The organism is Variovorax sp. V35 (assembly GCF_041154465.1).
Classification (GTDB): Bacteria; Pseudomonadota; Gammaproteobacteria; order Burkholderiales; family Burkholderiaceae_C; genus Variovorax; species Variovorax boronicumulans.
Genome location: NZ_AP028666.1, coordinates 6422501 through 6446105, shown reverse-complemented (window position 1 = coordinate 6446105; position 23605 = coordinate 6422501). Strand labels below are relative to the sequence as shown.

Sequence of the window (23605 nt, the reverse complement as noted above, 5' to 3'; positions counted from 1 at the left end):
GATGGAGTGGGTTAGCGGAACACGACCGTGCGGTGGCCGTTCAGCAGCACGCGGTGCTCGCTGTGCCACTTCACGGCGCGGGCCAGCACCTGGCTTTCGGTGTCGCGGCCACGGGCCGTGAGGTCTTCGACCGTGTCGGTGTGGTCGGCGCGGGCCACGTCCTGCTCGATGATCGGGCCTTCGTCGAGGTCGGCCGTCACGTAGTGGGCGGTGGCGCCGATCAGCTTCACGCCGCGGTCGTGCGCCTGGTAGTAGGGCTTGGCGCCCTTGAAGCTGGGCAGGAACGAGTGGTGGATGTTGATCGCGCGGCCGGCCAGGCTCTTGCACAGGTCGTTGCTCAAAATCTGCATGTAGCGCGCGAGCACCACGAGTTCGGCGCCTTCGGCCTCGATGATCTCCAGCTGCTTCGCCTCGGCCTGCGCCTTGGTCGCGGCCGTCACCGGGATGTGGTGGAAGGGCACGTTGTAGCTGGCAGCCAGCTGGTAGAAGTCGCGGTGGTTCGAGATGATGGCGCGCACGTCGATCGACAGCAGGCCGCTCTTCCAGCGGAACAGCAGGTCGTTCAGGCAGTGGCCTTCCTTGCTGACCAGGATCACGGTCTTCATCGGGTCGGCGGCGGCGTGCAGCTGCAGGCTCATGCCGAAACCGGTGGCGAAGGCCTTCAGCTCCTCGCGCAGCACGGCTTCGCTGTGGTCGCCGCAGGCGAAGCGCACGCGCATGAAGAACAGGCCGGTGCCGTGGTCGTTGTATTGGGCGGCCTCTTCGATGTTGGCGCCGCGCTCGAGCAGGAAGCCCGACACGGCGTGCACGATGCCCGTCCGGTCGGGACAGGAGAGGTTCAGGATGTAGGCAGGCGTAGTGGTCGTCATCAGGGGCAGGATTGTGGCAGGGGTGCCAGAATCGCGATTTTCCCTCCCCACATAACCGCAGGAGCGAGACATGGCCTTCCAGGACTTCAACACGGACAACCAGTGGTTGCCCTTCACGCCCAACCGCCATTTCAAGAAGGACCCGCGGGTGTTCGTGGCGGCCGACGGCATGACGTTCACCACGCACGACGGAAAGAAGGTGGTCGACGGCATTTCGTCGCTGTGGTGCGTGGGCGCGGGCCACAACCGCAAGCCGATCAACGAGGCGATCAAGAAGCAGCTGGACACGCTGGACTACGCCACCGCCTTCCAGGTCAGCAACGACAAGGCCTTCAAGGCGGCCGAAATGATCGCCGCGCTGGCCCCGGGCGACCTGAACAAGGTGCTGTTCTGCAACTCGGGCTCCGAGGCCGCCGACACCTCGATGAAGGTGGCGCTGGCCTACCACCGCGCGCGCGGCGAAGGCCACCGCAACGTGTTCATCGGCCGCGAGAAGGGCTACCACGGCGTGGGCTTCGGCGGCATGTCGGTGGGCGGCATCCCGGGCAACCGCAAGGTGTTCGGCTCGGCCTTCCTGCCGCGCGTGGACCACATGCGCTTCATCCACGATCCGGCGAACCACGCCTACATCCACAACCAGGAGCCGGTGTGGACCGAAGACCCGCTGGTCGAACTCGAAACCCGCATCCTGCCGCTGCACGACCCGAGCAACGTGGCCGCGATCATCGTGGAGCCGGTGGCCGGTTCGGCCGGCTGGTACCTGCCGCCCCAGGGCTACCTGAAGCGCCTGCGCGAGATCTGCGACAAGCACGGCATCCTGCTGATCTTCGACGAGGTCATCACCGGCTTCGGGCGCATGGGTACCAACTTCGCGTCGGACTATTTCGGCGTGGTGCCCGACATGCTGAACTTCGCCAAGTGCGTGACCAACGGCGTGATTCCGCTGGGCGGCGTGATCTGCCGCGACAAGCTCTATGACGCGATGATGAAGACCGACGCGCCCGAGCACGTGGTCGAGTTCTTCCACGGCTACACCTACTCGGGCCACCCGGTGGCCTGCGCCGCCGCCATTGCCACGCTCGACCTGTTCAAGGAAGAAAACCTGTTCGCGCGCGCCGGCGAAATGGGCAAGGTGCTGGGCGATGCCTTCCACAGCACCTTCAAGGGCCTGCCGAACGTGGTGGGCATCCGCAGCCTGGGCCTGGCGGCGGCCGTGGAGCTCGCGCCCATCGCCGGGTCGCCGGGCAAGCGCGCCTACGAGGTGTTCCTCGACTGCTTCCACAAGGGCGCGCTGGTGCGGCCCGCGGGCGATGTGCTGGTGATCGCGCCGCCCTACATCGTCGAGAAGCAGCACATCGACACGCTGGTCAACACGCTGGCGGATTCGATCAGGAAGTTCGCCTGAGCACGCCCGCGCAGTAGTCCACCGGCGGCAGCGCCGGCGTGCGCCAGGTGGCGTCGTAGGCGTCGGTGTCGTCCTCGGCCGGGCCGCCGGCCTGCAGGTGGACCGTCTTCACCGACACGTCGGTCGGCAGGTGCTGCGGCACGCCCAGCACCTTGGTGACGTGGCCCGCGCCGGCGATCAACACCACCGTCTTGCCCGGCTGCCGGGCCTTCACCAGCGCCTGCGCCATGGCGCGGTCGCGCCCGACCTGGATGCGGGTCATGGGGCCGATCTGCGATTCGGGCAGCAGCTTGCAGTGGCCCTCGCGCACGGCCTCCTGCTGCGCGGCGTAGGCCTCGCCGTTGAGCTGCACGTCGAGCGAGACGTCGGCCATCGCGTCCTTCATGCGCGCACGCGGCAGGTTGGCGCCGACCACCGGCACACCGGCGCGCACGGCCGTCATCACCGTGGGGCCGTAGCGCGTCCAGGGCCAGGCCTTGTCGTTCCAGCCGAGGGCGGCCTGCACCTGCGCGTCGGTCGCAGTGGCGAGCAGGCGGGCGCTGCTGCGGCCTTCCTCGGCCATCTCGAGCGCCAGCGCGGCGAGCTGGCCGCGCTCGGCCAAGGCCTGCACGGTCTCTCGCTCGAGCGCGTGGTGTTCGGGGGCGTCGTGCTGCTCGCCGAGCAGCAGGGCATCGGCCGGCAGCAGAGCCGCCACGCGGCGCGCGACCGGCGCCTCGGCGGACAGCGCGGCGCAGCCGGCGAGCAGGGCGGCGGCGACCAGGGGCGCGAGGAACCGGGAAGCACGGGAAGGACGAGGAGGCATCCCGCCATACTATGCCCGGCGCCCCGCACCGGGCTGTCGTCCTTTTCCGCTGCTTTCTCTGCCCGTGTCCTTTCGTTTTCCCCTTCGCGTGCTGGCCACGCTGCTGCTGGCGCTGGCCGCCGCACTCGCCTGTGTCGCGCTGCACACCCCGCTGCCCTGGATGATCGGCCCGCTGTTCGCGGTGTCGCTGGCCTCGATCGCGGGCCAGCTGACCGCGAGCCACACGCCGCTGCGCAACCTGGGGCAGTGGGTCATCGGCACCGCGCTGGGCCTGTATTTCACGCCGCAGGTGGTGACGCTGGTGGCCGGCGTGTGGTGGGCGATCCTGCTGGCCATCGGCTGGGCGCTGCTGCTGGGTTGGGGTTTCGGCCGCTGGCTGCACCGCGTGCATGCGGCGCGCATGCCGCATGTGCCGGCGAAATCCATGAGAGCCACGACTTACTTCGCAGGCGCCATCGGCGGCGCTTCGGAGATGACGCTGCTGGCCGAATCGGCCGGCGCGCGCACCGACCTGGTGGCCGCCGCACACAGCCTGCGGCTGATGGTGGTGACGGTGACGATCCCGTTCGCGATGCAGTGGAGCGGGCTGCACGGCCTGGAAATCAACCCGCCCGGCGTGCGCGAGGTGAACCCGGCCGGGCTGGCCTTGCTGGCGCTGGCCACCGGCGTGGGCGGGCTCGTGATGCGGGCGCTGGGCCGCACCAACCCCTGGTTCATAGGGCCGCTGCTGGTGGCGATGGGCTTCACGGTTGCGGGGCAGTCGCTGTCGGCGGTGCCGACCTGGCTGTCGAACACCGCGCAGCTGGTGATTGCCGTGAGCCTGGGCGTGCGCTTCAGCCGCGAGTTTTTGCACACGGCGCCGCGCTGGCTCGGCTCGGTGGCGCTGGGCACGGTCGGCATGCTGGTGCTGTGCGCCGGCGCGGCCTGGCTGCTGGCCGGGGCGACCGGGCTGCACCCGGCCACGATGATCCTGGGCACCTCGCCCGGCGGCATCGCCGAGATGTCGATCACGGCCAAGGTGCTGCAGCTGGGCGTGCCGGTGGTCACGGCCTTCCAGGTGTGCCGGCTGGTGGCGGTGCTGCTGGTCGTGGGGCCGATGTACCGCTGGACCGAGCGCTGACGGCGCAGTACACCGCCAAAGAAAAAGCGCCCCGCGGGGCGCTTTTTTCGTTCGGGCGGGGCAGGCTGCTCAGTGCACCAGCACCGGTGTGTGCGCCAGCTCGGCGTAGCCCTCGAGCGTGTCCTCGACCTCTTCCTGCGTGGGCGTGTTGAGCTGCCAGGCGGCGATCTGCTGCTGGAACAGTTCGGCCCAGGAGCCGTCGAGGTACACCTCTTTGCCCGATCGCTTGTCCACGATCTCGAAGCCGTGGCGTTCCAGCACGGGGCCGTTGGGCGTCGTGCTGGGCTCGTCGCCGTCGTTCGGCTGCACGTGCACGACGACGAAGGACTCGGAGTCGTAAAGCATGTTCATGGCGGGCCCTGTGAGGATGTCGATGGCGTTCATGGGGGTTAGATAGCAATCAACGCGCCAGTTTCAAGAACAGTTGTCCTCGCGCCGTTGATATGTGAGCCTTTTTGCCTCAATTGGCGGGCGCTTCGGGTAGGGGTTTGCGCAATTGGGCGTCAGCAAAGTCGCCGTTTGCCTCGGTCTGGCGGATGCGCACGGGCAGGTAGCCATAGCGCGGCGCCAGCCAGAGCTCCAGTTTCCGGTCGAAATCCTTGCGCGGCGTGCGGGTGAGCTTGCGCGTGGTGAATTCGCCGGCCGGCAGGCTCAGCTGCTCCTCGTCGCCGACCTCGAAGACCCACACGTCGCCGTCGCGCACGCCCACCGTCTGCACCGAGATCCGGGTGCCGGCCGGGTACCGCGTCGGGCTGGCCGCCAGCAGGCCGCCCAGCTGCATCATGACGCTCATGCGGTCCTGCGCGCCGGGCTGCAGGGGCACCGACGGCGCGTTGTTGCTGAAGATGATCTGCCCCTGGTCGCGCGCGAAATGCGAGGCGACCTCGGCCTTGCGGCTTTCCGAATAGCGCTCGGGCTCCAGGCCGGAGGGGCCGATCTTGCCGGTGCTGTGCCAGTTCAGCAGGGTGAAGAACACCGCCTTGAGCGTGAGCCGCCCGTCGTAGCGGCTACCGTCCTGCAGCCAGACCAGTTCGCCGAACACGCCGCGCTGTGGCGAGGCGCCTTTCTGGCCCGTGGCCTCGAAATCGAGCGTGACCGAGCCCGGAATCCGCAGCGCCTGGGTGCCGGCGATGGTGCCCGAGGCGCCGCTGCCGGCCGTGGTCGTGCCGCCCTGCGTGCCACCGGGCGCGTTGCCGGTGGCGGCGGCCGGGGCGCTGGCCGGCGCTTCGGGGGCGGTTGCTCCTGAATCTGTAGCGGCCTGCGCGGTCTGGTCGGGCGTTTCGGGGGGCGGCGTCTGGGCCGGTGCGTCCGGCACGGGGGCCGGGGCCGGCTTGGGGCGGGGCACCGAGGCCTCGCGCGGACGCCGGGGCTTGGCCGGAGGCGGCGGCTTGGCCGCGACCGGCGCGGCGGCCGGTGCCGCGGGGGCTTCCGCTGCGGGCGGCGCGATCACGATCGTGCGCGTGATGAACTTGCTGGCCAGCGGCGAGGGCTCCGGCCCGATGGCCATCGGTGCCAGCCCGAGCAGCAGCAGGTGCGCCAGCGCCACCGCCAGCGTCAGCCCCGCGAGCGCGCGCCAGGACGGGCGCCCGGGCAGGCCCAGGGACAGCGGTGGGGGCGCGACGTGCGTCGACATGGGTGTGTGGAGTGGGTTGCGGCGCCGAGGTTCACGAAGTCCACTCGGTACACTGCCGCCCGTTCAACCAGTTTAGTGGGCGCGGCGCCGCGCCCTTTTTCTTGCTCACGCCCGTACCATGAAACTCGCCACCCTGAAGGACGGCTCGCGCGACGGCCAGTTGGTCGTCGTCTCGCGCGACCTCACGCTCGCCCACTACGCCACCGGCATCGCGAGCCGCTTGCAGCAGGTGCTGGACGACTGGGGCTTCATGAGCCCGCAGCTGCAGGACCTGTACGACGCCCTCAACCACGGCCGCGCGCGCCACGCCTTTCCCTTCGACCCCGCCCAGTGCATGGCGCCGCTGCCGCGCGCCTACCAGTGGGCCGACGGCTCGGCCTACCTGAACCACGTCGAGCTGGTGCGCCAGGCGCGCAACGCCGAGGTGCCCGAGAGCTTCTACACCGACCCCCTCATGTACCAGGGCGGCAGCGACGACTTCCTGGGCCCGGTCGACGACGTGATCGTGCCCAGCGAGGCCATGGGCATCGACTTCGAGGCCGAGATCGCCGTCGTCACCGGCGACGTGAAGATGGGGTCCACCCCCGAGCAGGCGCTGGACGGCATCCGCCTCGTGATGCTGGCCAACGACGTGAGCCTGCGCAACCTCATCCCGGCCGAACTGGCCAAGGGCTTCGGCTTCTTCCAGAGCAAGCCCGCCACCGCCTTCAGTCCCGTGGCCGTCACGCTCGACGAGCTCGGCGAGGCCTGGCAGGACGGGCGCGTGCACCTGGCGCTGCAAAGCAGCTGGAACGGCCGCAAGGTCGGCCTGTGCGACGCCGGCCCCGAGATGACCTTCCACTTCGGCCAGCTCATCGCCCACATCGCCAAGACCCGCAACGTGCGCGCCGGCAGCATCGTCGGCAGCGGCACCGTGAGCAACAAGGGCGTCGAGAAGAACGGCCGCATGGAATGGCCCAAGGGCTACTCGTGCATCGCCGAGAAGCGCTGCATCGAGACCATCCAGGACGGCGCGCCGGCCACCGACTTCATGAAGTTCGGCGACACCATCCGCATCGAGATGAAGGGCCTGGACGGGCGCTCGCTGTTCGGCGCAATCGACCAGGAGATCGTGTCGACGGCGGGGCGGCCGGTGGAGGCGCCGGTGTCGCTCACCAAGCCGCAGGCCGGAACCGACACCGGCACCGCGCCGGAACCCGCCGCCGAAGGCTGACGCGGGCCCTGTCGGGGTTTCTCCCCGTTCGGCTGGCCGGAAGCCCCCGTTCCGCAAAGCCCAACCCTGCGCGGCGGGCGCTGCCTAGGATGCAGCGATCCGTTCACTGCAAGGAGACAGGTCCATGGGCATGCCGAAGCTGGCGGGGCGCGCGCTGTGCGCGTGGGTGGTGATGGGCATGGCGCTGGCCGGGCAGGCCGCCGCCCAGAAGCTCAGCGACGACAAGGTGCGCGTGGGCGTGCTGTCGGACATGTCGGGCCTGTACGCCGACACCGCGGGGCGCGGCTCGGTCGAGGCCGCGCGCATGGCCATCGAGGACTTCGGCGGGAAGGTGCTCGGACGGCCCATCGAACTGGTCTCGGGCGACCACCAGAACAAGGCCGACATCGGCGCCTCGCTGGCGCGCACCTGGTACGACCGCGACGGCGTCGACGCCATCTTCGACATGAACAACTCGGCCGTCGCGCTGTCGGTGGTCAACCTGGCGCGCGAGCGGCAGAAGCTGTCGATCAACACCGGCGGCGCCTCGGTGGCGCTCACCAACGAAGCCTGCGCGCCGACCTCGGTCCACTACACCTACGACACCTACGCGCTGGCCAACGGCGCCGCGCAGGGCGTGAGCCGCCAGGGCGGCAAGACCTGGTACCTGATCGGCGTGGACTACGCCTTCGGCAAGGCCATGGCCGGCAACATGACCGAGTTCGTCGGCGAGCTGCAGGGCAAGGTGATCGGCAGCGTGTTCCACCCGCTCAACGCGAGCGACTTCTCGTCGTACGTGTTGCAGGCGCAGGCCTCGGGGGCCGACACCATCGCGCTGGCCAACGCCACCAGCGACACGGTCAATGCCGTCAAGGCCGCGCGGCAGTTCGGCGTGTCGCCCAAGCAGCGCGTGGTGCCGATGCTGATGTTCATCAACGACGTGCATGCGCTGGGCCTGGCGCAGGCGCAGGGCATGACCTTCGCCACCGGCTTCTACTGGGACCGCACGCCCGAGTCGCGGGCCTGGGCGCGGCGCTACTTCGAGCGCATGAAGAAGATGCCCTCGATGATCCAGGCCGGCGCCTACTCGGCGGTCACGCACTACCTGAAGGCGGTGCAGGCCGCGGGCACCGACGACGGCGCCACCGTGGCCGCGAAGATGAAGGCGATGCCGGTGAACGACTTCTTCGCGCAGGGCGGCACGATCCGCGCCGACGGCCGCATGGTGCACGACATGTACCTGGTGAGCGTGAAGAAGCCCGCCGAGTCGAAGTACCCGTGGGACTACTACACGGTGCTGTCCACGATCCCCGGCGACAAGGCCTTCCAGCCCTTGTCCAAGAGCAAGTGCCCGCTGGTTGCCGCAGCGAAGTCCTGATCGCCTGACCGAACCCAAGGAGACCCCATGAAAGTCCGTGCCGCCGTCCTGCAGCGCCTCGGCGCCCCTGCGCCCTATGCCCAGAGCCGACCGCTCGAGATCGAGGAGGTCGAGCTGGCGCCGCCCGGCCCCGGCGAGGTGCTGGTGCGCATCGCGGCCGCGGGGTTGTGCCACTCGGACCTGTCGATCCTCAACGGCGACCGGCCGCGCCGCACGCCGATCGTGCTGGGCCACGAGGCGGCCGGCGTGGTCGAGGCGCTGGGCGAGGGCGTGACCGACCTGGCGCCGGGCGATCACGTGATCCTGGTGTTCGTCCCGAGCTGCGGCCATTGCGCGCCGTGCGCCGAGGGGCGGCCCGCACTGTGCGAGCCAGGCGGCGCGGCCAACGTGGCGGGCACGCTGCTGGGCGGCGCGCGGCGGCTGTCGTACCGCGGCGAGCCGATGGACCACTTCGTGGGCGTGTCGGCCTTTGCCGAGTACGCGACGGTGTCGCGCCGCTCGCTGCACAAGATCGACCGCGAGCTGCCGCTGGAAATTGCTGCCATGTTCGGCTGCGCGGTGGTGACGGGCGTCGGGGCCGTGGTCAACACCTCGCAGGTGCGGCCGGGCCAGACCGTGGCCGTGGTGGGGCTCGGCGGCGTGGGGCTGGCCGCGCTCATGGGCGCACTGGCGGCGGGCGCCGCGCGCGTGATCGCCGTCGACCTGGCGCAGGACAAGCTCGACTTCGCCCTCGCGCTGGGCGCCACCGACAGCGTGAACGCCAGCGACCCCGATGCGGCCAAGCGGCTGCGCGACATGACCGAGGGCGGCGTCGACCATGCGCTCGAGATGGTGGGCTCGGCCAAGGCGCTGGAGTTCGCCTACAAGGTCACGCGCCGCGGCGGCACGACCGTGACCGTGGGCCTGCCCGCCGCCATCCAGACGCTGAACACGCCGGTATGGCACCTCGTGGCCGAGGAGCGCACGCTCAAGGGCAGCTACCTCGGCAGCTGCGTGCCGCGGCGCGACCTGGGGCGCTTCATCGCGCTGTACCGCCAGGGCAAGCTGCCCGTGGACCGGCTGCTCACCGGGCGCCTGAAGCTCGAGGAGATCAACGAGGGCTTCGACCGCCTGCAGCGCGGCGAGGCCATCCGGCAGATCGTCACGATGCCGTGACGGCCGCAGGCATCGCGCCCCGCAGCAACTCCTTCTGCGTCCGAATCCCCAACCGCCGGAACGCCCGGTACTGATGCGTGCGCACCGTGCTGAGCTCCACGCCCAGCACGCGCGCCGTTTCCTTCGCCGTGCGGCCCGCCATCAGGTGGCCGATCACCTCGCGCTCGCGCAGGCTCAGCGTCAACAGCCGCGAGGCGAGGGTGGGCGCGGCCGCCTCGTGCACGGCGGCCGCGCTGCGGCTGTGGGCGCTGGCGGCGTCGGCCAGCAGGGTGGCGTGGGCGGCGATGACGCCGAAGTCGGTGTCGCCGAACTCGGGCTGCGCCAGGCTGCGGTAGAAGCTCACGGCCACGCGCTGGCCGCTCGGGCGCAGCAACAGCACCGAGCTGCGCTCGCGGATGCCCACGTCGCCGTAGCAGGCGGCGCGGTAGGCGGGGTCGGCCACCTCGTCGCCGTGCTGGTGGCCCATCCACAGCTGCGCGCGCTTCGGCAGCTTGCGCGCGGCCAGCCAGGCCATGTGGGGGTCGAGCCGGTCGAAGCGCTGCGCCACGTAGCGCTCGGCGGTGCGCTCGGCCGTGTGGCCGTAGCTGCTGGCAGCCGACACGGTCTCGATGCGGCCGGTGGCGTCGACGCCGAACACGGTGCAGAAGGTGACGGGCATCACGCGGTGCATCGCCGCCAGGCAACTGGCCGCCAGGTGTGGCGTGCCGATGCCCGCCAGCACGTCGCCGACGACGGCGGCTGACAGCTGGGCGTCGGCGGCGGGGTGGAGGCGCCAGCGTTTCATGGGGCTTTGAAGGAGGACTAGGGTAAATACCTCCTACGAAGTTATGACATTGGCGCGGGTGCTGCATCGGGACAATCCCGTTCCATGACCACCACCCGTACCGCCGACGCCGCCACCGGCCCCGTGCCGCCGCCAGCCTGCGCGACCGCGCTGCCGCCCTCGGTCGGCGCCTTCCACTACACGCGCTTCGCGCCCCGGCTGCCGTCGCTCGACGCCGACGGCATGGAGCCCGGCCGCCATCCCGTCGTGATCGCGGGCGGCGGTCCGGTGGGCATGGCGCTGGCGCTGGGGCTCGCCAACCACGGCGTGCGCTGCGTGGTGCTCGAGGCCGACGACACGGTCTGTGTGGGCAGCCGCGCGGCCTGCATCTCGCGCCGCAGCCTGGAGATCGTCGAACGCCTGGGCGCGCTGCCGGCCTTCATGGGCAAGGGCCTGCCGTGGAGCGTGGGGCGCAGCTTCTACAAGACGGCCGAGGTGTTCCGCTTCGAGATGCCGCAGGCCGCGCAGCAGAAGCTGCCGCCGATGATCAACCTGGAGCAGTACTACATCGAGCAGTACCTGCTGGACGAGATCGAGCGCCGCAATGCCGCGACGCCGGGGCTCATCGACATCCGCTGGGGCACCGAGCTCACCGCGCTCGCGCAGGACGAGGACGGCGAGGGCGTGACGCTCGACGTGCGCAACGCCGAAGGCGCCTACCGCCTGCGCGGCCAGTGGCTCGCGGCCTGCGACGGCGGCCAGAGCTTCGTGCGCAAGTCGCTCGGGCTGGCGCTGGAAGGCACGGGCTACGAAGGCCGCTACGTGATCATCGACATCGAGCTGCACAGCGACCACCCGACCGAGCGCCGCGCCTGGTTCGACCCGCCTTGGAACCCCGGCTCGACCGTGCTGATGCACCGCCAGCCCGACGACATCTGGCGCATCGACTACCAGCTGCGCGCCGGCCAGAGCACCGAAGACGCGCTGCAGCCCGCGGCGGTGGCCGAGTTCGTGCAGCGCCATCTCGACGCCATCGGCGAAGGCCACCTGCCGTGGAAGACGGTGTGGACCTCGGTCTACCGCGCCGGCGCGATGACGCTCGACAACTACCGCCACGGCCGCGTCGTGTTCGCGGGCAACGCGGCGCACGCGATGCCGATCTTCGGCGTGCGCGGCCTCAACTCGGGCTTCGACGACGCCGACAACCTGGCCTGGAAACTGGCCTTCGTGGCCCAGGGCCTGTCGGGCCCGGCGCTGCTGGATTCGTACTCGCAGGAGCGCATCGCGGCCTTCCACATCAACGCCGAGGCCGCGATGCGCAGCACCGAGTTCATGTCGCCGCCCTCGCGCGGCTTCGACCTGCTGCGCGAGGCGGCGCTGTCGCTGTCGGAGGCGCACCGCGGCATTGCGCAGCTCATCAACCCGCGCCAGACGCAGGCCGTGCGCTATGACGGTTCGGCGCTGTCGAGTGCGGGCGATGCGCTGCCCGCCGGCCCGCTGCCGGGCGAGGCGATGCCCGAGCAGCCGCTTGCGCAAGGCCATCTGACCGACTGGATCGGCCCGGTGTTCACGCTGCTGGTGTTGCGGCCGGACCTGGAGCCGCTGCCCGACGCAGACATCGCGCAGGCCCGGCAAGGCGCCTTGCCTTTCGCGGTGCGCACCATCGCCAGCCTGGGCCACAGCGACGGCGCCGATGCGCAGGCGTCCCCCGCCGTCTTCGCCGCGCTCGGCGCCGGCGATGGCGCGGTCTACCTGCTGCGCCCCGACGGCCACGTGGCCGCGCGCTGGCACCGCCTGCCGGCCGGTGCGCTGCCCGCCGCGCTGGCCCGGGCGGCCGTCGCCACTTCACAGGACATTCCCGCATGACCACCATCGCCCCCTCGCTCCACCCCGACGCCCGCGACCGCCTGTACGCCGAGTGCGCGCGCGCCATCACCGAGGCCGGCGCCGAACGCGAATCGCTGTTCCTCGCACGGCTCGCGCTGCTGCTGTTCGAGCAGGTCGGCGACGAGGCGCGCTGCCGCGCCGCGCTGGCCGACGCGTTGCGCGCGCTGCCCGTACCATCGCTGTCCGCTTCCGAACAACAACATGGAGATTGATCTCATGGATCGCCGCACCCTTCTCGCCACGCTCGCCTCCGGCGCCGCCGTGGCCGCAGCCCCCTTCGCCCACGCACAGGACTACCCCGCGCAGCTCATCAAGTGGGTCGTGCCGTACCCCGCGGGCGGCGGCACCGACGTGATCGCGCGCGTGCTGGCCGAGGCCATGCGCCAGACGCTGGGCCAGCAGATCGTGGTCGACAACCGCCCCGGCGCGTCGACCAACATCGGCGCCGACCTGGTCGCCAAGAGCAAGCCCGACGGCTACACGGTGCTGTCGGCCGACAACGCCGTGCTGGCCTTCAACGAGCACCTGTTCAGCAAGCTGCCGTTCAACCCCGAGAAAGACTTCACCTACATCGGCGCCATCGGCAAGTTCCCGCTCGCGCTGGTCGTGCACCCGGACTTCCCGGCCAAGACCTTCAAGGAGTTCCTGGCCTACGTGAAGGCCAACCCCGGCAAGGTCAACTACGCGTCGCCCGGCAACGGCTCGCCGCACCACCTGGCGATGGAAATGTTCAAGGCGCGCACCGGCACCTTCATCACCCACATCCCGTACCGCGGCGCGGCGCCGGCCATGGCCGACGTGATGGGCGGCCAGGTGCCGTGCATGTTCCTGGACCTGGCCTCGGGCCTGCCGATCATGCAGGGCAACAAGGTGCGCGTGCTGGCCATCGGCTCGGGCGCGCGCAGCAAGCGCCTGCCCGACGTGCCGACGCTGGCCGAAGTGGGCGTGCCCAACACCGAGGTGTTCGCGTTCCAGGGCATCCTGGGCCCGGCCGGCCTGCCCGCCGCCGTGGTGAACAAGCTCAACGCCGACCTGAACAAGGCCTTCAGCACGCCGGCCGTGCAAAAGCGCTTCGACGACTTCGGCATGGAAGCGATGCCCGGCACGCCGGCGCAGTTCGCGGCGCTGTCGCGCGCGGAGTCGAAGCGCTGGGGCCCGATCATCAAGCAGGCCGGCATCAAGCTGGACTGATGCCGCCCAGGGGCGTTCGTCCTAGCGGGCGAACGCTTTTCGCGAGCCGTCTTCGAAGACTTCGTCGTCGCGCTGCAGCTCGCCGTTCTCGTCCCAGCTGCGTTCGCGCGTCACGCGGCCCTTGTCGTCGAAGCTCGACTCGGCCAGCAGCTCGCCCTTTTCACTGAAGCGCTGGTGCGTGCCCACGGGCACCTGCCGGCCGCGCCCCGGCGCGAGGTAGCGGCCCTGCGCGGCGCGCTGGCCGCTGTCGTAGAACTCGGTCACGTCGACCGTGCGCTCGCTGCCGGCGCCGCTGTAGACGGCCTTGCTGCGCGGCTGGCCGTTGAGGTGAAAGCTGTCGTCGCTCACGGGCTCGCCCGACGCGTTCCAGCGCTGGTCGCGCACCAGCGAGCCGCGGTCGGAAAACTCCTGCTCGCGCTGGCGGATCGACGAGCGCCCGACCAGCAGCCACACGGTTTCGCGCCGCTTCACGCCCTCGGACGAAAAACTGCGCTCCACGCGCCGGTTGCCGGTGATCTCGTCGACCACCGAGGGCTTGCCGTTGTCGTAGAACTCCTGCGTGCGCACGCGCTTGCCCGCCTGGTACGAGAGCTTCGAGCGCAGCGTGCCGCGCGCGTCGAAGAGGTCGACGTTCGAGGGTCCGCCCGTGAAGCCGCACAGCCTGGCATCGTCGGCCACCGGCGCCAGCACCGGCGCTTCGGCGCAGCGCAGCATCGACATCTGGCCGCGTTCGGTGAACTCGACCATGGCGCGCTCGGTGCCGCGGTCGGGGTAGAAGGTGGCACGCCGCAGTTGGCCGCCCGGGTAGAAGCTGCGCACCAGGCCGCGCTCCTGGCCGTCGTCGTACATGGCGTCGCGCAGCACCTGGCCGCCGGGCGCGAACTCGCGCGCGCGGCCGTGCATGTTGCCCTTGGCGTTGATGGTGTGCTCGCGCGCGAGCTTGCCCTTTTCATAGAAGCGCACCAGGCCCATGAAGACGCCGTTCTGCACCTGCTGCTCGCGCTGGAGTTCGCCGGTGCCGCGGTCCTTGCAGCGCATCAGGCCGGTCTTGCCGGCGGTGCTGTTGCCGTCGGCGGGGCTCACGCGCTGGCCGTTGAGCTCGCACTCCTGCTGCGCATGGACCGTCGGGGTACCCAGCAGTGCGGCCAATGCGATCGCGGCCGGGCCGAGGAGGGACGCGGCCGCCCGAGGCGCCCGAAGAGCGGGAACGGGCGGGCGCAGGGTCACTTGTCGTAGAGCGTGTCGAGCGAACGGAAACCCTTGACCTCGATCGGGTTGCCGAAGGGGTCGCAGAAGAACATCGTCCACTGCTCGCCCGGCTGGCCTTCGAAGCGCACCTGCGGCTTCAGCACGAACTCGGTGCCGGCGGCTTCGAGGCGCCCGGCCAGCGCCTGCCAGTCGGGCAGCGCGAGCACGATGCCGAAGTGCGGCATGGGCACCATCGCGTCGCCGACGCGGCCGGTGCGGGTGGTGGCGAAGGGCTCGCCCCGATGCAGCGAGATCTGGTGGCCGAAGAAGTCGAAGTCGACCCAGGTGTCGGTGCTGCGGCCTTCGGCGCAGCCCAGCACGTCGCCGTAGAAGCGGCGGGCGCCGTCCAGGTCGCGCACGTGGAAGGCAAGGTGAAAGATGCTTTGCATGGTTTTGGATTATGGGCAGCGGTGCTGTGAGAATGCCGGACTTTCTTTCAATCATGGAGCTCGCCTTGCGGATACTCCGAGCCCTCGTCGCACCGCTGCGCCTGCTGTCGCGCGGCACCGACCGGCCGGCGCCCCAGCGCCTTCTTGCACGTCTGACCCGCCAGGCCTTCGCGGCCGTCGGTGGTTGTTTCATCGCCGTGTTCACGGCCACGGCCCACGCCGCCGCCTGCCCGCCCTCGGCCATCGCCAGCCTCGAGAAGCCCGGCATCGGCCTGCGCAACGGCATCGACCGCGGCCTGCTGTGGCGCATCGAGCGCGACGGCCGCACCTCGTGGCTCTACGGCACCCTGCACCTGGGGCGCGGCGAATGGGTGCGTCCCGGCCCGACCGTGCAGAAGGCGCTGGCGCAGAGCGACACGCTCGCGCTGGAGCTCGACTCGCGCGACGACGCCACGGTGCGCGCCCTGAGCCAGCCGGCCGACCCGGCCGCGGTGGCGCGCGTGCTCAGCGGCGAACGCGCCCGCCGGCTCGAGCGCCAGAACGCCGAGGCCTGCGTGTCGCCGGGCTCGACCGCCCGGCTGCCGCCCATCCTGCAGGTGACGGCGCTGACCGCGCTGGCGGCGCGCGCCGACGGGCTGTATGCGGAGTTCGGCGTCGACGAGACGCTGGCCGTCTCGGCCCGCAACAGCAACAAGCCGATCGTCGCGCTCGAGAACGCGGCCGACCAGCTGCGCTGGCTCACCGGCGGCTCCGAAGCCGAGGAGGCCGAGCAGATCGACGCCATGCTCGACGAGCTCGAGTCGGGCCGGCTGCGCGGCCAGCTCAAGACGCTGGCCGATGTCTGGGCGCGCAGCGACGCGGCCCGGCTGGCGCGCTACGCCGAGTGGTGCGAGTGCCTGAACACGCCGGCCGAGCAGCGCCTCATGAAGCGCCTGCTCGACGACCGCAACCCCGGGCTGGCCGACGGCATCGAGCGCCTGCATGCGGGCGGGCGCAGCGCCTTCGCCGCGGTCGGCGCGCTGCACATGGTCGGCGCGCAGGGCCTGCCCACGCTGATGGCGGCGCGCGGCTTTCGCGTGACGCCGGTGCTCACCGAGGCGCAGGCGCAGCAGGCGCTGCCGATGCCGGCGCTCGCCGCGCCCGAGCCGCCGGCGCGCAAGGCGGTGCGCGGTGGCAAGAACGTCAAGGGGCAGAAGGCGGCCAAGGGCACGGGCCAGAAGGCCGCTGCGAAGGGCGGGGCCAAGCCGGCGTCCAAGGCCGCTGCCGCGCCCAAGGGCAAGGCCGCACCCCGTGCCGCCCCCAAGGCCACCAACAGCAAAGTGCGCCGATAATCGCGACCGCCATGCACACGTTGCGCCCCCACCCCCGTCTGATCGGCCGCCTCGGCCGCTGGGTGCTGCTGTGGTTCGTGCTGTCGCTGGGCGTGGCGGTGGCGTCGCCGGTGGTGCATCCGCAGGCGATGGAACTGGTGTGTTCCGGCGCCGGCACCATCAAGGTGGTGGTGCACACCGAAGATGGCGTGCAGGACATGGGCGCCACGCACATGGACTGCCCGCTGTGCGTGCTGACCGGCGCACCGCCCCCGCCGACGCTGGCGGCCGCGTTCGATGCGCCCCTGCCGCTGGGGCGCGTGCTTCAACCCATTCCCGCCGCGCGCCATGCCGCGGCCACGGCCGCGCCGCTTCCGGCCCGTGGGCCTCCGCGTTCCGCCTGAGCGATCAGCAACAGCGCTGTCTGTCGGTGCACCCCGGGTGCGCGCAGGCAGTCCCTTTGGCTTGAAGTTCGTGGAGCCGGTTCCCCATGAAGCAGCACTCCCGCGCCCTGGCGATCGCCATGGCATTTCCCTTCAGCGCGCCGGTGTGGGCGCAGCAGCAAACGCCGCCGGACGTTGATCCGCCGGAGGCCGGCGCTGCGGCCGCCCCGGGCCGCACGCTGGGTACCGTCACCATCAGCGGCGGCCGGCCGACCTCGCTGCCGACGCAGATCCCCACCACCATCGAAGGCGTGACCGCCGAGCAGATCGCCGAGACGGTCAACGCGACCGACGCCGAAGACGCGCTCAAGTACCTGCCGAGCCTGCTGGTGCGCAAGCGCTACATCGGCGACTTCAACCACGCGGTGCTCGCCACGCGCGCCTCGGGCACGGGCAACAGCGCGCGCGCGATGGTCTACGCCGACGGCATCATGCTGTCGAACCCGCTGGGCAACGGCGCCACCTTCGCGCCGCGCTGGGGCATGGTGTCGCCCGATGAGATCGAGCGTGTCGATGTGCTCTACGGTCCGTTCTCGGCCGCCTACCCGGGCAACTCGGTGGGCGCCGTGGTCGACTACGTGACGCGCATGCCCACGCAGCTCGAGGCGCACGTCAAGCTCAGCGGCTTCACCTCGAACTTCGACCTGTACAACAGCCATTGGTCGCCGGGCGGCCAGCAGCTCGACCTGTCGCTGGGCAGCCGCAGCGGCGACTGGTCGTGGTGGCTCGGCGCCTCGCGCACCCACAGCAAGGGGCAGTCGCTGTCGTTCGCCAACCGGCTCGTGAGCGCCGGCACGGTGGGCAGCGCGGGCACGCCCGTCACCGGCGCGGTGCTCGGGCTGAACCCGTCGAACCAGCCGTGGTGGCTGCTGGGCGGCATCACCGCCTACGACACGACCCAGGAGCAGGCCAAGCTCAAGCTGGCCTACGACTTCTCGCCCACGGTGCGCGCCACCTACACGCTGGGCGCCTGGCACAACACCACGCACGGCAGCACCGACACGTACCTGCGCGATGCGCTCGGCCAGCCGGTGTACGGCGGGCGCGTGAACCTCGGCGGACGCACCTACAACCTCGACGCACCGGCGGCGGCCTTCGCGCCGACCGAGACGGCGCTCACGCACTACATGCACGGCCTCTCGGTGAAGAGTCACACGGGCGGCGTGTTCGACTGGGAGGTGGCGGCGAGCCTGTTCGACTACGCGAAGGACACCTCGCGCACGCCGACCACGGCGCTGCCGGGCGCCTTCTACGGCGGCCCCGGCCGCACCACCGACATGGGCGGCACCGGCTGGCACACCTTCAAGGCCGCGGGCACCTGGCGGCCCACCGGCTCGGCCGAAGGCGTGGGCGCGCACGTGGTCGACTTCGGCGTCCAGCAGGACACCGCGCGGCTGCGCAGCGCCATCGGCAACACGCGCGACTGGATCGGCGGGCCGGCCGTGTCGCCGTTCTCCGCCTTCAACGGCAACACGCGGCTGCGCTCGCTCTACGTGCAGGACACCTGGCGCTTCGCGAAGGACTGGAAGACCACGCTGGGGCTGCGCCATGAGCGCTGGGAGGCCTACGGCGGCCAGCTCGGCAACGCGGCGCGGCTGCTCGACTTCGCGCCGCGCAAGAACAGCTTCGTCTCGCCCAAGGCCGCGCTCGCCTGGCAGGCCACGCCCGACTGGCACTTCAAGGCCTCGGTCGGCCGCGCCGTGCGCATGCCCACCGTGAGCGAGCTCTACCAGGGCTCGATCGAGGGCAACCGCATCGTCAACACCAACCCCGAGCTGCGCCCCGAGCGCTCGTGGACCGCCGAGCTGAGCGCCGAGCGCGACCTCAAGCGCTGGGGCGTCGACGGCGTGCTGCGCACCACGCTGTTCTTCGAGCACACGAAGGACGCGCTGTACACCCAGGCGCTCACCAACCTCGTGAGCACCGTGCAGAACGTCGACGCCATCCGCACGCGCGGGCTGGAGGTGGCGGTCAACACGGTCGACGCGGGCATCCAGGGGCTGGACCTGGGCGGCAGCCTCACGCTGACCGATTCGAAGATCACCGCCAACCGCGGCTTCCCGGCCAGCGTCGGGCGCGACCAGCCGCGCGTGCCCAAGGTGCGCGCCTCGCTGCTCGCCACCTACCGGCCCGATGCGAAGTGGAGCTATACCGTCGGCGCGCGCTACAGCGGGCGCCAGTACGGCACGCTCGACAACAGCGATCCGAACGGCATGGCCTTCATGGGCTTCTCGAAGTTCTTCGTGGTTGATGCGCGCATCCGCTACCGCATCGACCGCCAGTGGAGCGCCGCCGTCGGCATCGACAACCTGAACAACCGGACCTACTGGGCCTTCCACCCGTACCCGCAACGCACCTTCGTGGCCGAACTCAAGTTCGACCTCTGACCCTCACTTTTTCCTATTCAAGGACACCCGCCATGACGAAGCCTTCGACCTCCACCTTCCACACCCTCGCCGCCTGCGCCCTGCTGGCCGGTGCCGGCGTCGCCGGCGCCCACGTGAGCCTGCCCCCGGGCGGCGCCACCGTCGGCAGCGAGTACAACGCCGCCTTCCGCGTCGGCCACGCCTGCGAAGGCGCCAAGGCCACGACCGGCCTCGCGGTGCGCCTGCCCAAGGGCTTCGTGCTCACCGACGCGCAGGCGCGCAAGGGCTGGAAGCTCGACGCGCCCAAGGCCGGCAGCGCCGAAGGCGAAGTGCGCTGGACCGCCGAGACCCCGCAGAACGCGCTGCCCGGCAGTGAGCGCGGCGAGTTCGTGCTGCGCGGCAAGGTGCCCGCCACGCCGGGCCCGCTGTGGTTCAAGGTGCGCCAGGACTGCGACGTCGGCAGCGTCGACTGGGCCGAAGTGCCCGCCGCGGGAAGCACCACGGCTGGCCTGAAGAAGCCCGCGGCCAAGCTCGACGTGGTGGCGCAGGGCGTGGCCACGGTCGACGTGCGCGACGCCTGGGTGCGCCAGTCGGTGCCGGGCCAGAGCGGCACGGGCGCCTTCATGAAGCTCACCGCGCCCACGGGCACGAAGCTGGTCGGCATCTCGACGCCCGCCGCCGGCGTGGCCGAGGTGCACGAGATGAAGATGGAAGGCGACACCATGCGCATGCGCGAACTCGCGGGCGGCCTCGAGCTGCCGGCCGGCAAGACCGTCGAGCTCAAGCCCGGCGGCTACCACGTGATGCTGATGGACCTGAAGGGCGCGATGACCAAGGGCGCGACCGTGCCCATGACCCTGAAGTTCGAGGACGCCAAGGGTGCGAAGACGACGCTGGAGCTGAAGCTGCCGGTCGGTGCGCCCGAAGGCGCTGCTGCTGCCGCTGCGCCCGCGGCGGGCGGTGCGCACCAGCACAAGCACTGAGCTGGTCGAACCCAGACCGTCAGAGCAGCTGGTCCGGCGCCAGCGGCCCGAACAGCCGCAGCAAAAAGCGCAGCGTGGCGCTCGCGTCGGGTTCGGTGTCCGTGTCCTGCAGGCCGCTGCCCTCGGGCGCGTGCCACACCAGCGTGCCCTGCGCGAGTTCGACATGCCAGGCGCGCTCGCGCATGCCGCGCTCGATCTGCTCGGCCGCCATGCGCGAGAGTTCGCCGCTGCGGATCAGCAGCGCGATCTCGGTGTTCTGCAGCTGCGAGCGCAGGTCGAGGTTCATGGAGCCGACCACCAGCAGCCGGCCGTCCATCACCAGCACCTTGGAGTGCAGCATCGCGCGCGATTCGCCGCTCACGCTGCCCGCGCCGCTGCCGCCCGAGGAGCCGAACACATTGCCGAAGTCGGCCTGCTCGCTGCGCAGCTCGTAGAGCTCCACGCCCGCGGCGAGCAGCGCCTTGCGGTGGCGCGCATAGCCCACGTGGGCGATGGGTGCGTCGTTCGAGGCCAGTGAATTCGTCAGCACCCGGATGCGCACGCCCCGCGCGCGCGCCGCGGCAAAGGCCTGCTGCATGTCGGGGCCGGGCACGAAGTAGGGCGAGATGATCAGCAGGTCGGTGCGCGCCTGGCCGATCAGGTGCAGCAGGCCTTCGACCACCGTGTCGCCGCTGGAGGCCAGGTCGGCCAGCGCGGTGGCGCTGCGCGAAGGCAGCTCGGGCCGACTGACCACGAGGTCGGGGTTGCGCACCGCGCCGGGGCCGCTGTCGGCCGGGATCTTGCCGGGCGCGTCGGCCAGCATCAGGGCCGGAGCCCAGACGAAGGCGGCGCTGCGCAGATCGAGCGGCTTCTCGTCCCAGGCGCGGGCCCGCTGCTCGGGCGTGGGGCCGGCGCCGGGGCGCGGCTCGCCGTCCGGGGGCTTGGGCTGGTTGCGCGCTTCGGCCGCCTCGTCGCTGAGTTCCTGGTCGACCCGGCGCGCGCGGTCGCGGATGCGCTGGAACTCCTCGCGCGAGACCAGCGACTGCACGGGGTAGGCGCGCTCGTTGTTCCAGTAGCTGTCGAAGCTGCGCGAGAGGTCCTGCACGATCGGGCCGGCCGCCAGCACGTCGACGTCGACGAAGTTGCCGGTGGTGGCGTTGCCGAAGTAGGCGTCGCCCAGGTTGCGCCCGCCCGTCACGCCCATCACGTTGTCGGCCAGGAACAGCTTGTTGTGCATGCGCTGCTGGATGCGCGAGACCTCGCCGATGGCGTTGAGCATGCGGTTGAAGCCGGTGCCGCGCGAACCCGCGAGCGGGTTGAACAGCCGCATCTCGATGTTCGGGATGAAGGCCAGGCCGAGCACCAGCGCGTCGCGGCCGATGGTGTGGAAGTCGTCCAGCAGGATGCGCACCCGCACGCCGCGCTCGGCCGCCGCGCGCAGCCCGCGCACCAGCCGGCCGGTGCTGGCGTCGGCGTGGATGGCGTAGTACTGCAGGTCCAGCGTCTTCTGTGCGTTCTCGATCAGCGCCAGCCGGCTGCCGTAGGCCGCCTGCGGGCCGCCCAGCAGCAGGAAGCCGGAATCGAAGCGCGCCTTGTCGGCGTTGCGGCGCTCCCGCAGCAGCGTGGCCAGCGCCGTGCCGTCGGGCGAGGCGAGCGCGGTCGAGACGGGGCGGTCCACGTCCTTCGGAAGCTGCGCGCAGGCGCCGAGCACCAAGAGGGCCAGCAGCGCGATGCTGCGGCGGACCAACGCGTGGAAGGAAGAAGAAGGCATGCGGCGGGGTCTTTCCGGGGGCTTGGGAAGGCGGTGCCGCATGTATAGCCGAGTTGGCGCCCGTCGTGGGTGGGACGGATGGCCAACCGGTGAGGGAAGACGGCGCTCAGCGCCCGGCGCCGAGTTCTTCCTGGCGCTCCAGCGCGGCGAGCAGCTCGTCGTCGATCTTGGCGTGGCGCTCGCTCAGCTCGACCGCGCGCGAGGCGTCGCTCGCATAGATGGCGCCGCCGTCGAGTTCGAGCATTTCGCTGATGCGCTTCTGCTCGGTTTCGAGGGCTTCGATCTGCGCGGGCAGGGCTTCGAGTTCGCGCTGCTCCTTGTAAGAGAGCTTCTTGCGGGGTCCGCCCGTGGCGGCGGCGGGTGCAGCCGCGGGGGCCGGGACCGGTGCGGCGGCTGGAGGCGGCGGTGGTGCCGATGCGAGGCGCTGCTCGGCGATCTCGCGTGCGCGCTTCGACTGGATCAGCCAGTCTTCCACGCTGCCCTCGTACTCGCGCCAGCGGCCGTCGCCCTCGAAGGCGATCGTGCTGGTCACCACGTTGTCGAGGAAGGTGCGGTCGTGGCTCACGAGGAACACGGTGCCGTCGTAGTCCTGCAGCAGGCCTTCGAGCAGCTCGAGCGTGTCGATGTCCAGGTCGTTGGTCGGTTCGTCGAGCACCAGCACGTTGGCCGGGCGCGCGAACAGGCGCGCCAGCAGCAGGCGGTTGCGTTCGCCGCCGCTGAGCGAGCGCACGGGGGAGTTGGCGCGCGCGGGCGAGAACAGGAAGTCCGACAGGTAGCTCTTGACGTGCTTCTTCTGGCTGCCGATCTCGATCCACTCGCTGCCGGGGCTGATGAAGTCTTCCAGTGTGGCGTCGAGGTCGAGCTTGTCGCGCATCTGGTCGAAGTACGCCACCTGCTGGTTGGTGCCGCGGCGGATCTTGCCGCTGTCGGGCTCGAGTTCGCCGAGGATCAGCTTGAGCAGCGTCGTCTTGCCGGCGCCGTTCGGGCCCAGCAGGCCGATCTTGTCGCCGCGCAGGATGGTGCCGCTGAAACCGCGGATCACGGTCTTCTCGCCGAAGGACTTGGTGGCGTCGGTGAGCTCGGCCACGATCTTGCCGCTGGACTGGCCCGAGGCCACGTCCATGTTGACGCTGCCCTGCACCTCGCGGCGCGCGGCGCGGCTGGCGCGCAGCTCCTGCAGCCGGGTGATGCGGCTCTGGCTGCGCGTGCGGCGTGCTTCGACGCCCTTGCGGATCCAGATCTCTTCCTGCGCCAGCAGCTTGTCGGCCTTGGCGCTGATGATCGCTTCCTGGGCGAGCTGCTCTTCCTTCTGGACGAGGTACTGCTCGAAGTTGCCCGGGTAGGAACCCAGCTTGCCCCGGTCGAGCTCCACGATGCGGGTGGCGACGCGGTTCAGGAAGCTGCGGTCGTGGGTGATGGTGACGACGCTGCCCTTGAAGTCGATCAGCAGCTGTTCCAGCCACTCGATGGAGTCGAGGTCCAGGTGGTTGGTGGGTTCATCTAACAGGAGCACATCCGGCGCGGCCACCAGGGCCTGGGCCAGGGCGACCCGCTTGCGCGTGCCGCCCGAGAGCGAGCCGACGCGCGCGTTGCGGTCGAGGTGGAGGCGATGCAGCGTTTCTTCGACGCGCTGCTCCCAGTTCCAGGCGTCGTAGGCTTCGATCTTGGACTGCAGGGCGTCCAGGTCGAGCCCGTCCGCGCCGGAGAGGTACAGGTCGCGG

21 protein-coding genes (1 of these 21 only partly in view) are annotated in these 23605 nt (G+C 70.8%); 12 read left to right on the top strand and 9 right to left on the bottom strand.

Going from position 1 to position 23605, the window contains the following annotated elements:
• Positions 1–11: 11 nt before the first annotated feature.
• Positions 12–869 carry a formyltetrahydrofolate deformylase gene (gene purU, locus ACAM42_RS29675; protein ID WP_062478396.1) on the bottom strand — a complete coding sequence of 286 codons (858 nt, stop codon included), beginning with the start codon at positions 867–869 and terminating at the stop codon, positions 12–14.
• 70 nt (positions 870–939) lie between these two features.
• Between purU and ACAM42_RS29670 the strand changes: the two genes are divergently transcribed.
• Positions 940–2274 carry an aminotransferase class III-fold pyridoxal phosphate-dependent enzyme gene (locus tag ACAM42_RS29670; protein ID WP_369630291.1) on the top strand — a complete coding sequence of 445 codons (1335 nt, stop codon included), beginning with the start codon at positions 940–942 and terminating at the stop codon, positions 2272–2274.
• On the opposite strand, the gene ACAM42_RS29665 is transcribed toward ACAM42_RS29670, so the two are convergent.
• Positions 2258–3076, bottom strand: a complete 819-nt coding sequence (locus ACAM42_RS29665; protein ID WP_369630290.1) for a ChaN family lipoprotein — start codon at positions 3074–3076, stop codon at positions 2258–2260. The genes ACAM42_RS29670 and ACAM42_RS29665 overlap by 17 nt on opposite strands.
• 64 nt (positions 3077–3140) lie before the next feature.
• Between ACAM42_RS29665 and ACAM42_RS29660 the strand changes: the two genes are divergently transcribed.
• Complete coding sequence (locus ACAM42_RS29660; RefSeq protein WP_369630289.1) at positions 3141–4196, top strand: AbrB family transcriptional regulator; 1056 nt, start codon at positions 3141–3143, stop codon at positions 4194–4196.
• A gap of 69 nt (positions 4197–4265) precedes the next feature.
• On the opposite strand, the gene ACAM42_RS29655 is transcribed toward ACAM42_RS29660, so the two are convergent.
• Entirely contained in the window at positions 4266–4547 is a 282-nt protein-coding gene (locus ACAM42_RS29655) for a DUF3567 domain-containing protein (RefSeq protein WP_062478455.1), read from the bottom strand.
• A gap of 109 nt (positions 4548–4656) precedes the next feature.
• Positions 4657–5829, bottom strand: a complete 1173-nt coding sequence (locus ACAM42_RS29650) for a DUF3108 domain-containing protein (protein ID WP_369630288.1) — start codon at positions 5827–5829, stop codon at positions 4657–4659.
• A gap of 118 nt (positions 5830–5947) precedes the next feature.
• Between ACAM42_RS29650 and ACAM42_RS29645 the strand changes: the two genes are divergently transcribed.
• The 3 genes from ACAM42_RS29645 (at position 5948) to ACAM42_RS29635 (ending at position 9554) form a co-directional block, all read left to right on the top strand.
• On the top strand, positions 5948–7042 hold the full coding sequence (locus ACAM42_RS29645; protein WP_139701322.1) for a fumarylacetoacetate hydrolase family protein: 1095 nt from the start codon (positions 5948–5950) through the stop codon (positions 7040–7042).
• A 124-nt stretch (positions 7043–7166) separates the two neighbouring features.
• Entirely contained in the window at positions 7167–8399 is a 1233-nt protein-coding gene (locus ACAM42_RS29640) for an ABC transporter substrate-binding protein (protein ID WP_369630287.1), read from the top strand.
• Positions 8400–8426: 27 nt separating this feature from the next.
• Complete coding sequence (locus tag ACAM42_RS29635; RefSeq protein ID WP_070063846.1) at positions 8427–9554, top strand: zinc-dependent alcohol dehydrogenase family protein; 1128 nt, start codon at positions 8427–8429, stop codon at positions 9552–9554.
• Here ACAM42_RS29635 and ACAM42_RS29630 read toward each other — a convergent pair.
• A complete protein-coding gene (locus tag ACAM42_RS29630) occupies positions 9541–10338 on the bottom strand; it encodes a LuxR C-terminal-related transcriptional regulator (protein WP_369630286.1) in 798 nt (265 codons plus the stop codon). The two genes, ACAM42_RS29635 and ACAM42_RS29630, sit on opposite strands and share 14 nt — an antisense overlap.
• Before the next feature lie 84 nt (positions 10339–10422).
• On the opposite strand from ACAM42_RS29630, the gene ACAM42_RS29625 reads away from it, so the two are divergent.
• The 3 genes from ACAM42_RS29625 to ACAM42_RS29615 are packed head-to-tail and all read left to right on the top strand — an operon-like array spanning position 10423 to position 13395.
• Positions 10423–12183, top strand: a complete 1761-nt coding sequence (locus tag ACAM42_RS29625) for an FAD-dependent monooxygenase (RefSeq protein WP_369630285.1) — start codon at positions 10423–10425, stop codon at positions 12181–12183.
• Positions 12180–12416 carry a hypothetical protein gene (locus ACAM42_RS29620; RefSeq protein WP_369630284.1) on the top strand — a complete coding sequence of 79 codons (237 nt, stop codon included), beginning with the start codon at positions 12180–12182 and terminating at the stop codon, positions 12414–12416. Before ACAM42_RS29625 ends, ACAM42_RS29620 begins: the two co-directional genes overlap by 4 nt.
• Before the next feature lie 4 nt (positions 12417–12420).
• The gene (locus tag ACAM42_RS29615) at positions 12421–13395 is read left to right on the top strand and encodes a tripartite tricarboxylate transporter substrate binding protein (RefSeq protein ID WP_159274654.1); all 975 of its coding nucleotides are present in this window, start codon (positions 12421–12423) and stop codon (positions 13393–13395) included.
• Between the two features lie 21 nt (positions 13396–13416).
• On the opposite strand, the gene ACAM42_RS29610 is transcribed toward ACAM42_RS29615, so the two are convergent.
• The gene (locus ACAM42_RS29610) at positions 13417–14544 is read right to left on the bottom strand and encodes a toxin-antitoxin system YwqK family antitoxin (RefSeq protein ID WP_369630283.1); all 1128 of its coding nucleotides are present in this window, start codon (positions 14542–14544) and stop codon (positions 13417–13419) included.
• A gap of 74 nt (positions 14545–14618) precedes the next feature.
• Entirely contained in the window at positions 14619–15032 is a 414-nt protein-coding gene (locus ACAM42_RS29605) for a VOC family protein (protein ID WP_159274653.1), read from the bottom strand.
• A gap of 65 nt (positions 15033–15097) precedes the next feature.
• On the opposite strand from ACAM42_RS29605, the gene ACAM42_RS29600 reads away from it, so the two are divergent.
• From ACAM42_RS29600 to ACAM42_RS29585, 4 genes are all read left to right on the top strand, one after another.
• On the top strand, positions 15098–16363 hold the full coding sequence (locus ACAM42_RS29600; RefSeq protein ID WP_369630282.1) for a TraB/GumN family protein: 1266 nt from the start codon (positions 15098–15100) through the stop codon (positions 16361–16363).
• Between the two features lie 11 nt (positions 16364–16374).
• Positions 16375–16746, top strand: a complete 372-nt coding sequence (locus ACAM42_RS29595; RefSeq protein ID WP_369630281.1) for a DUF2946 family protein — start codon at positions 16375–16377, stop codon at positions 16744–16746.
• An 86-nt stretch (positions 16747–16832) separates the two neighbouring features.
• Positions 16833–19172 carry a TonB-dependent receptor gene (locus ACAM42_RS29590; protein WP_369630280.1) on the top strand — a complete coding sequence of 780 codons (2340 nt, stop codon included), beginning with the start codon at positions 16833–16835 and terminating at the stop codon, positions 19170–19172.
• Positions 19173–19204: 32 nt separating this feature from the next.
• On the top strand, positions 19205–20134 hold the full coding sequence (locus ACAM42_RS29585; RefSeq protein ID WP_369630279.1) for a copper chaperone PCu(A)C: 930 nt from the start codon (positions 19205–19207) through the stop codon (positions 20132–20134).
• 19 nt (positions 20135–20153) lie between these two features.
• On the opposite strand, the gene ACAM42_RS29580 is transcribed toward ACAM42_RS29585, so the two are convergent.
• Both ACAM42_RS29580 and ACAM42_RS29575 read right to left on the bottom strand, forming a co-directional pair.
• Positions 20154–21884 (bottom strand): phospholipase D family protein, encoded by a 1731-nt coding sequence (locus ACAM42_RS29580; RefSeq protein ID WP_369630278.1) that lies wholly within the window; start codon positions 21882–21884, stop codon positions 20154–20156.
• 106 nt (positions 21885–21990) lie between these two features.
• Positions 21991–23605: the 3' portion of an ATP-binding cassette domain-containing protein gene (locus tag ACAM42_RS29575; protein ID WP_062482495.1), read on the bottom strand. 290 nt of this gene lie beyond the right edge of the window; the window shows 1615 of its 1905 coding nt (coding positions 291–1905); its start codon lies beyond the right edge, outside the window; it ends in the stop codon at positions 21991–21993.

Bases quoted from the DNA above. Each gene is read 5' to 3' on its own strand.
- purU (WP_062478396.1), bottom strand. From the start codon at position 869: ATGACGACCACTACGCCTGCCTACATCCTGAACCTCTCCTGTCCCGAC.
- ACAM42_RS29670 (WP_369630291.1), top strand. From the start codon at position 940: ATGGCCTTCCAGGACTTCAACACGGACAACCAGTGGTTGCCCTTCACG.
- ACAM42_RS29665 (WP_369630290.1), bottom strand. From the start codon at position 3,076: ATGCCTCCTCGTCCTTCCCGTGCTTCCCGGTTCCTCGCGCCCCTGGTC.
- ACAM42_RS29655 (WP_062478455.1), bottom strand. From the start codon at position 4,547: ATGAACATGCTTTACGACTCCGAGTCCTTCGTCGTCGTGCACGTGCAG.
- ACAM42_RS29650 (WP_369630288.1), bottom strand. From the start codon at position 5,829: ATGTCGACGCACGTCGCGCCCCCACCGCTGTCCCTGGGCCTGCCCGGG.
- ACAM42_RS29645 (WP_139701322.1), top strand. From the start codon at position 5,948: ATGAAACTCGCCACCCTGAAGGACGGCTCGCGCGACGGCCAGTTGGTC.
- ACAM42_RS29640 (WP_369630287.1), top strand. From the start codon at position 7,167: ATGGGCATGCCGAAGCTGGCGGGGCGCGCGCTGTGCGCGTGGGTGGTG.
- ACAM42_RS29635 (WP_070063846.1), top strand. From the start codon at position 8,427: ATGAAAGTCCGTGCCGCCGTCCTGCAGCGCCTCGGCGCCCCTGCGCCC.
- ACAM42_RS29630 (WP_369630286.1), bottom strand. From the start codon at position 10,338: ATGAAACGCTGGCGCCTCCACCCCGCCGCCGACGCCCAGCTGTCAGCC.
- ACAM42_RS29625 (WP_369630285.1), top strand. From the start codon at position 10,423: ATGACCACCACCCGTACCGCCGACGCCGCCACCGGCCCCGTGCCGCCG.
- ACAM42_RS29620 (WP_369630284.1), top strand. From the start codon at position 12,180: ATGACCACCATCGCCCCCTCGCTCCACCCCGACGCCCGCGACCGCCTG.
- ACAM42_RS29615 (WP_159274654.1), top strand. From the start codon at position 12,421: ATGGATCGCCGCACCCTTCTCGCCACGCTCGCCTCCGGCGCCGCCGTG.
- ACAM42_RS29605 (WP_159274653.1), bottom strand. From the start codon at position 15,032: ATGCAAAGCATCTTTCACCTTGCCTTCCACGTGCGCGACCTGGACGGC.
- ACAM42_RS29595 (WP_369630281.1), top strand. From the start codon at position 16,375: ATGCACACGTTGCGCCCCCACCCCCGTCTGATCGGCCGCCTCGGCCGC.
- ACAM42_RS29590 (WP_369630280.1), top strand. From the start codon at position 16,833: ATGAAGCAGCACTCCCGCGCCCTGGCGATCGCCATGGCATTTCCCTTC.
- ACAM42_RS29585 (WP_369630279.1), top strand. From the start codon at position 19,205: ATGACGAAGCCTTCGACCTCCACCTTCCACACCCTCGCCGCCTGCGCC.
- ACAM42_RS29580 (WP_369630278.1), bottom strand. From the start codon at position 21,884: ATGCCTTCTTCTTCCTTCCACGCGTTGGTCCGCCGCAGCATCGCGCTG.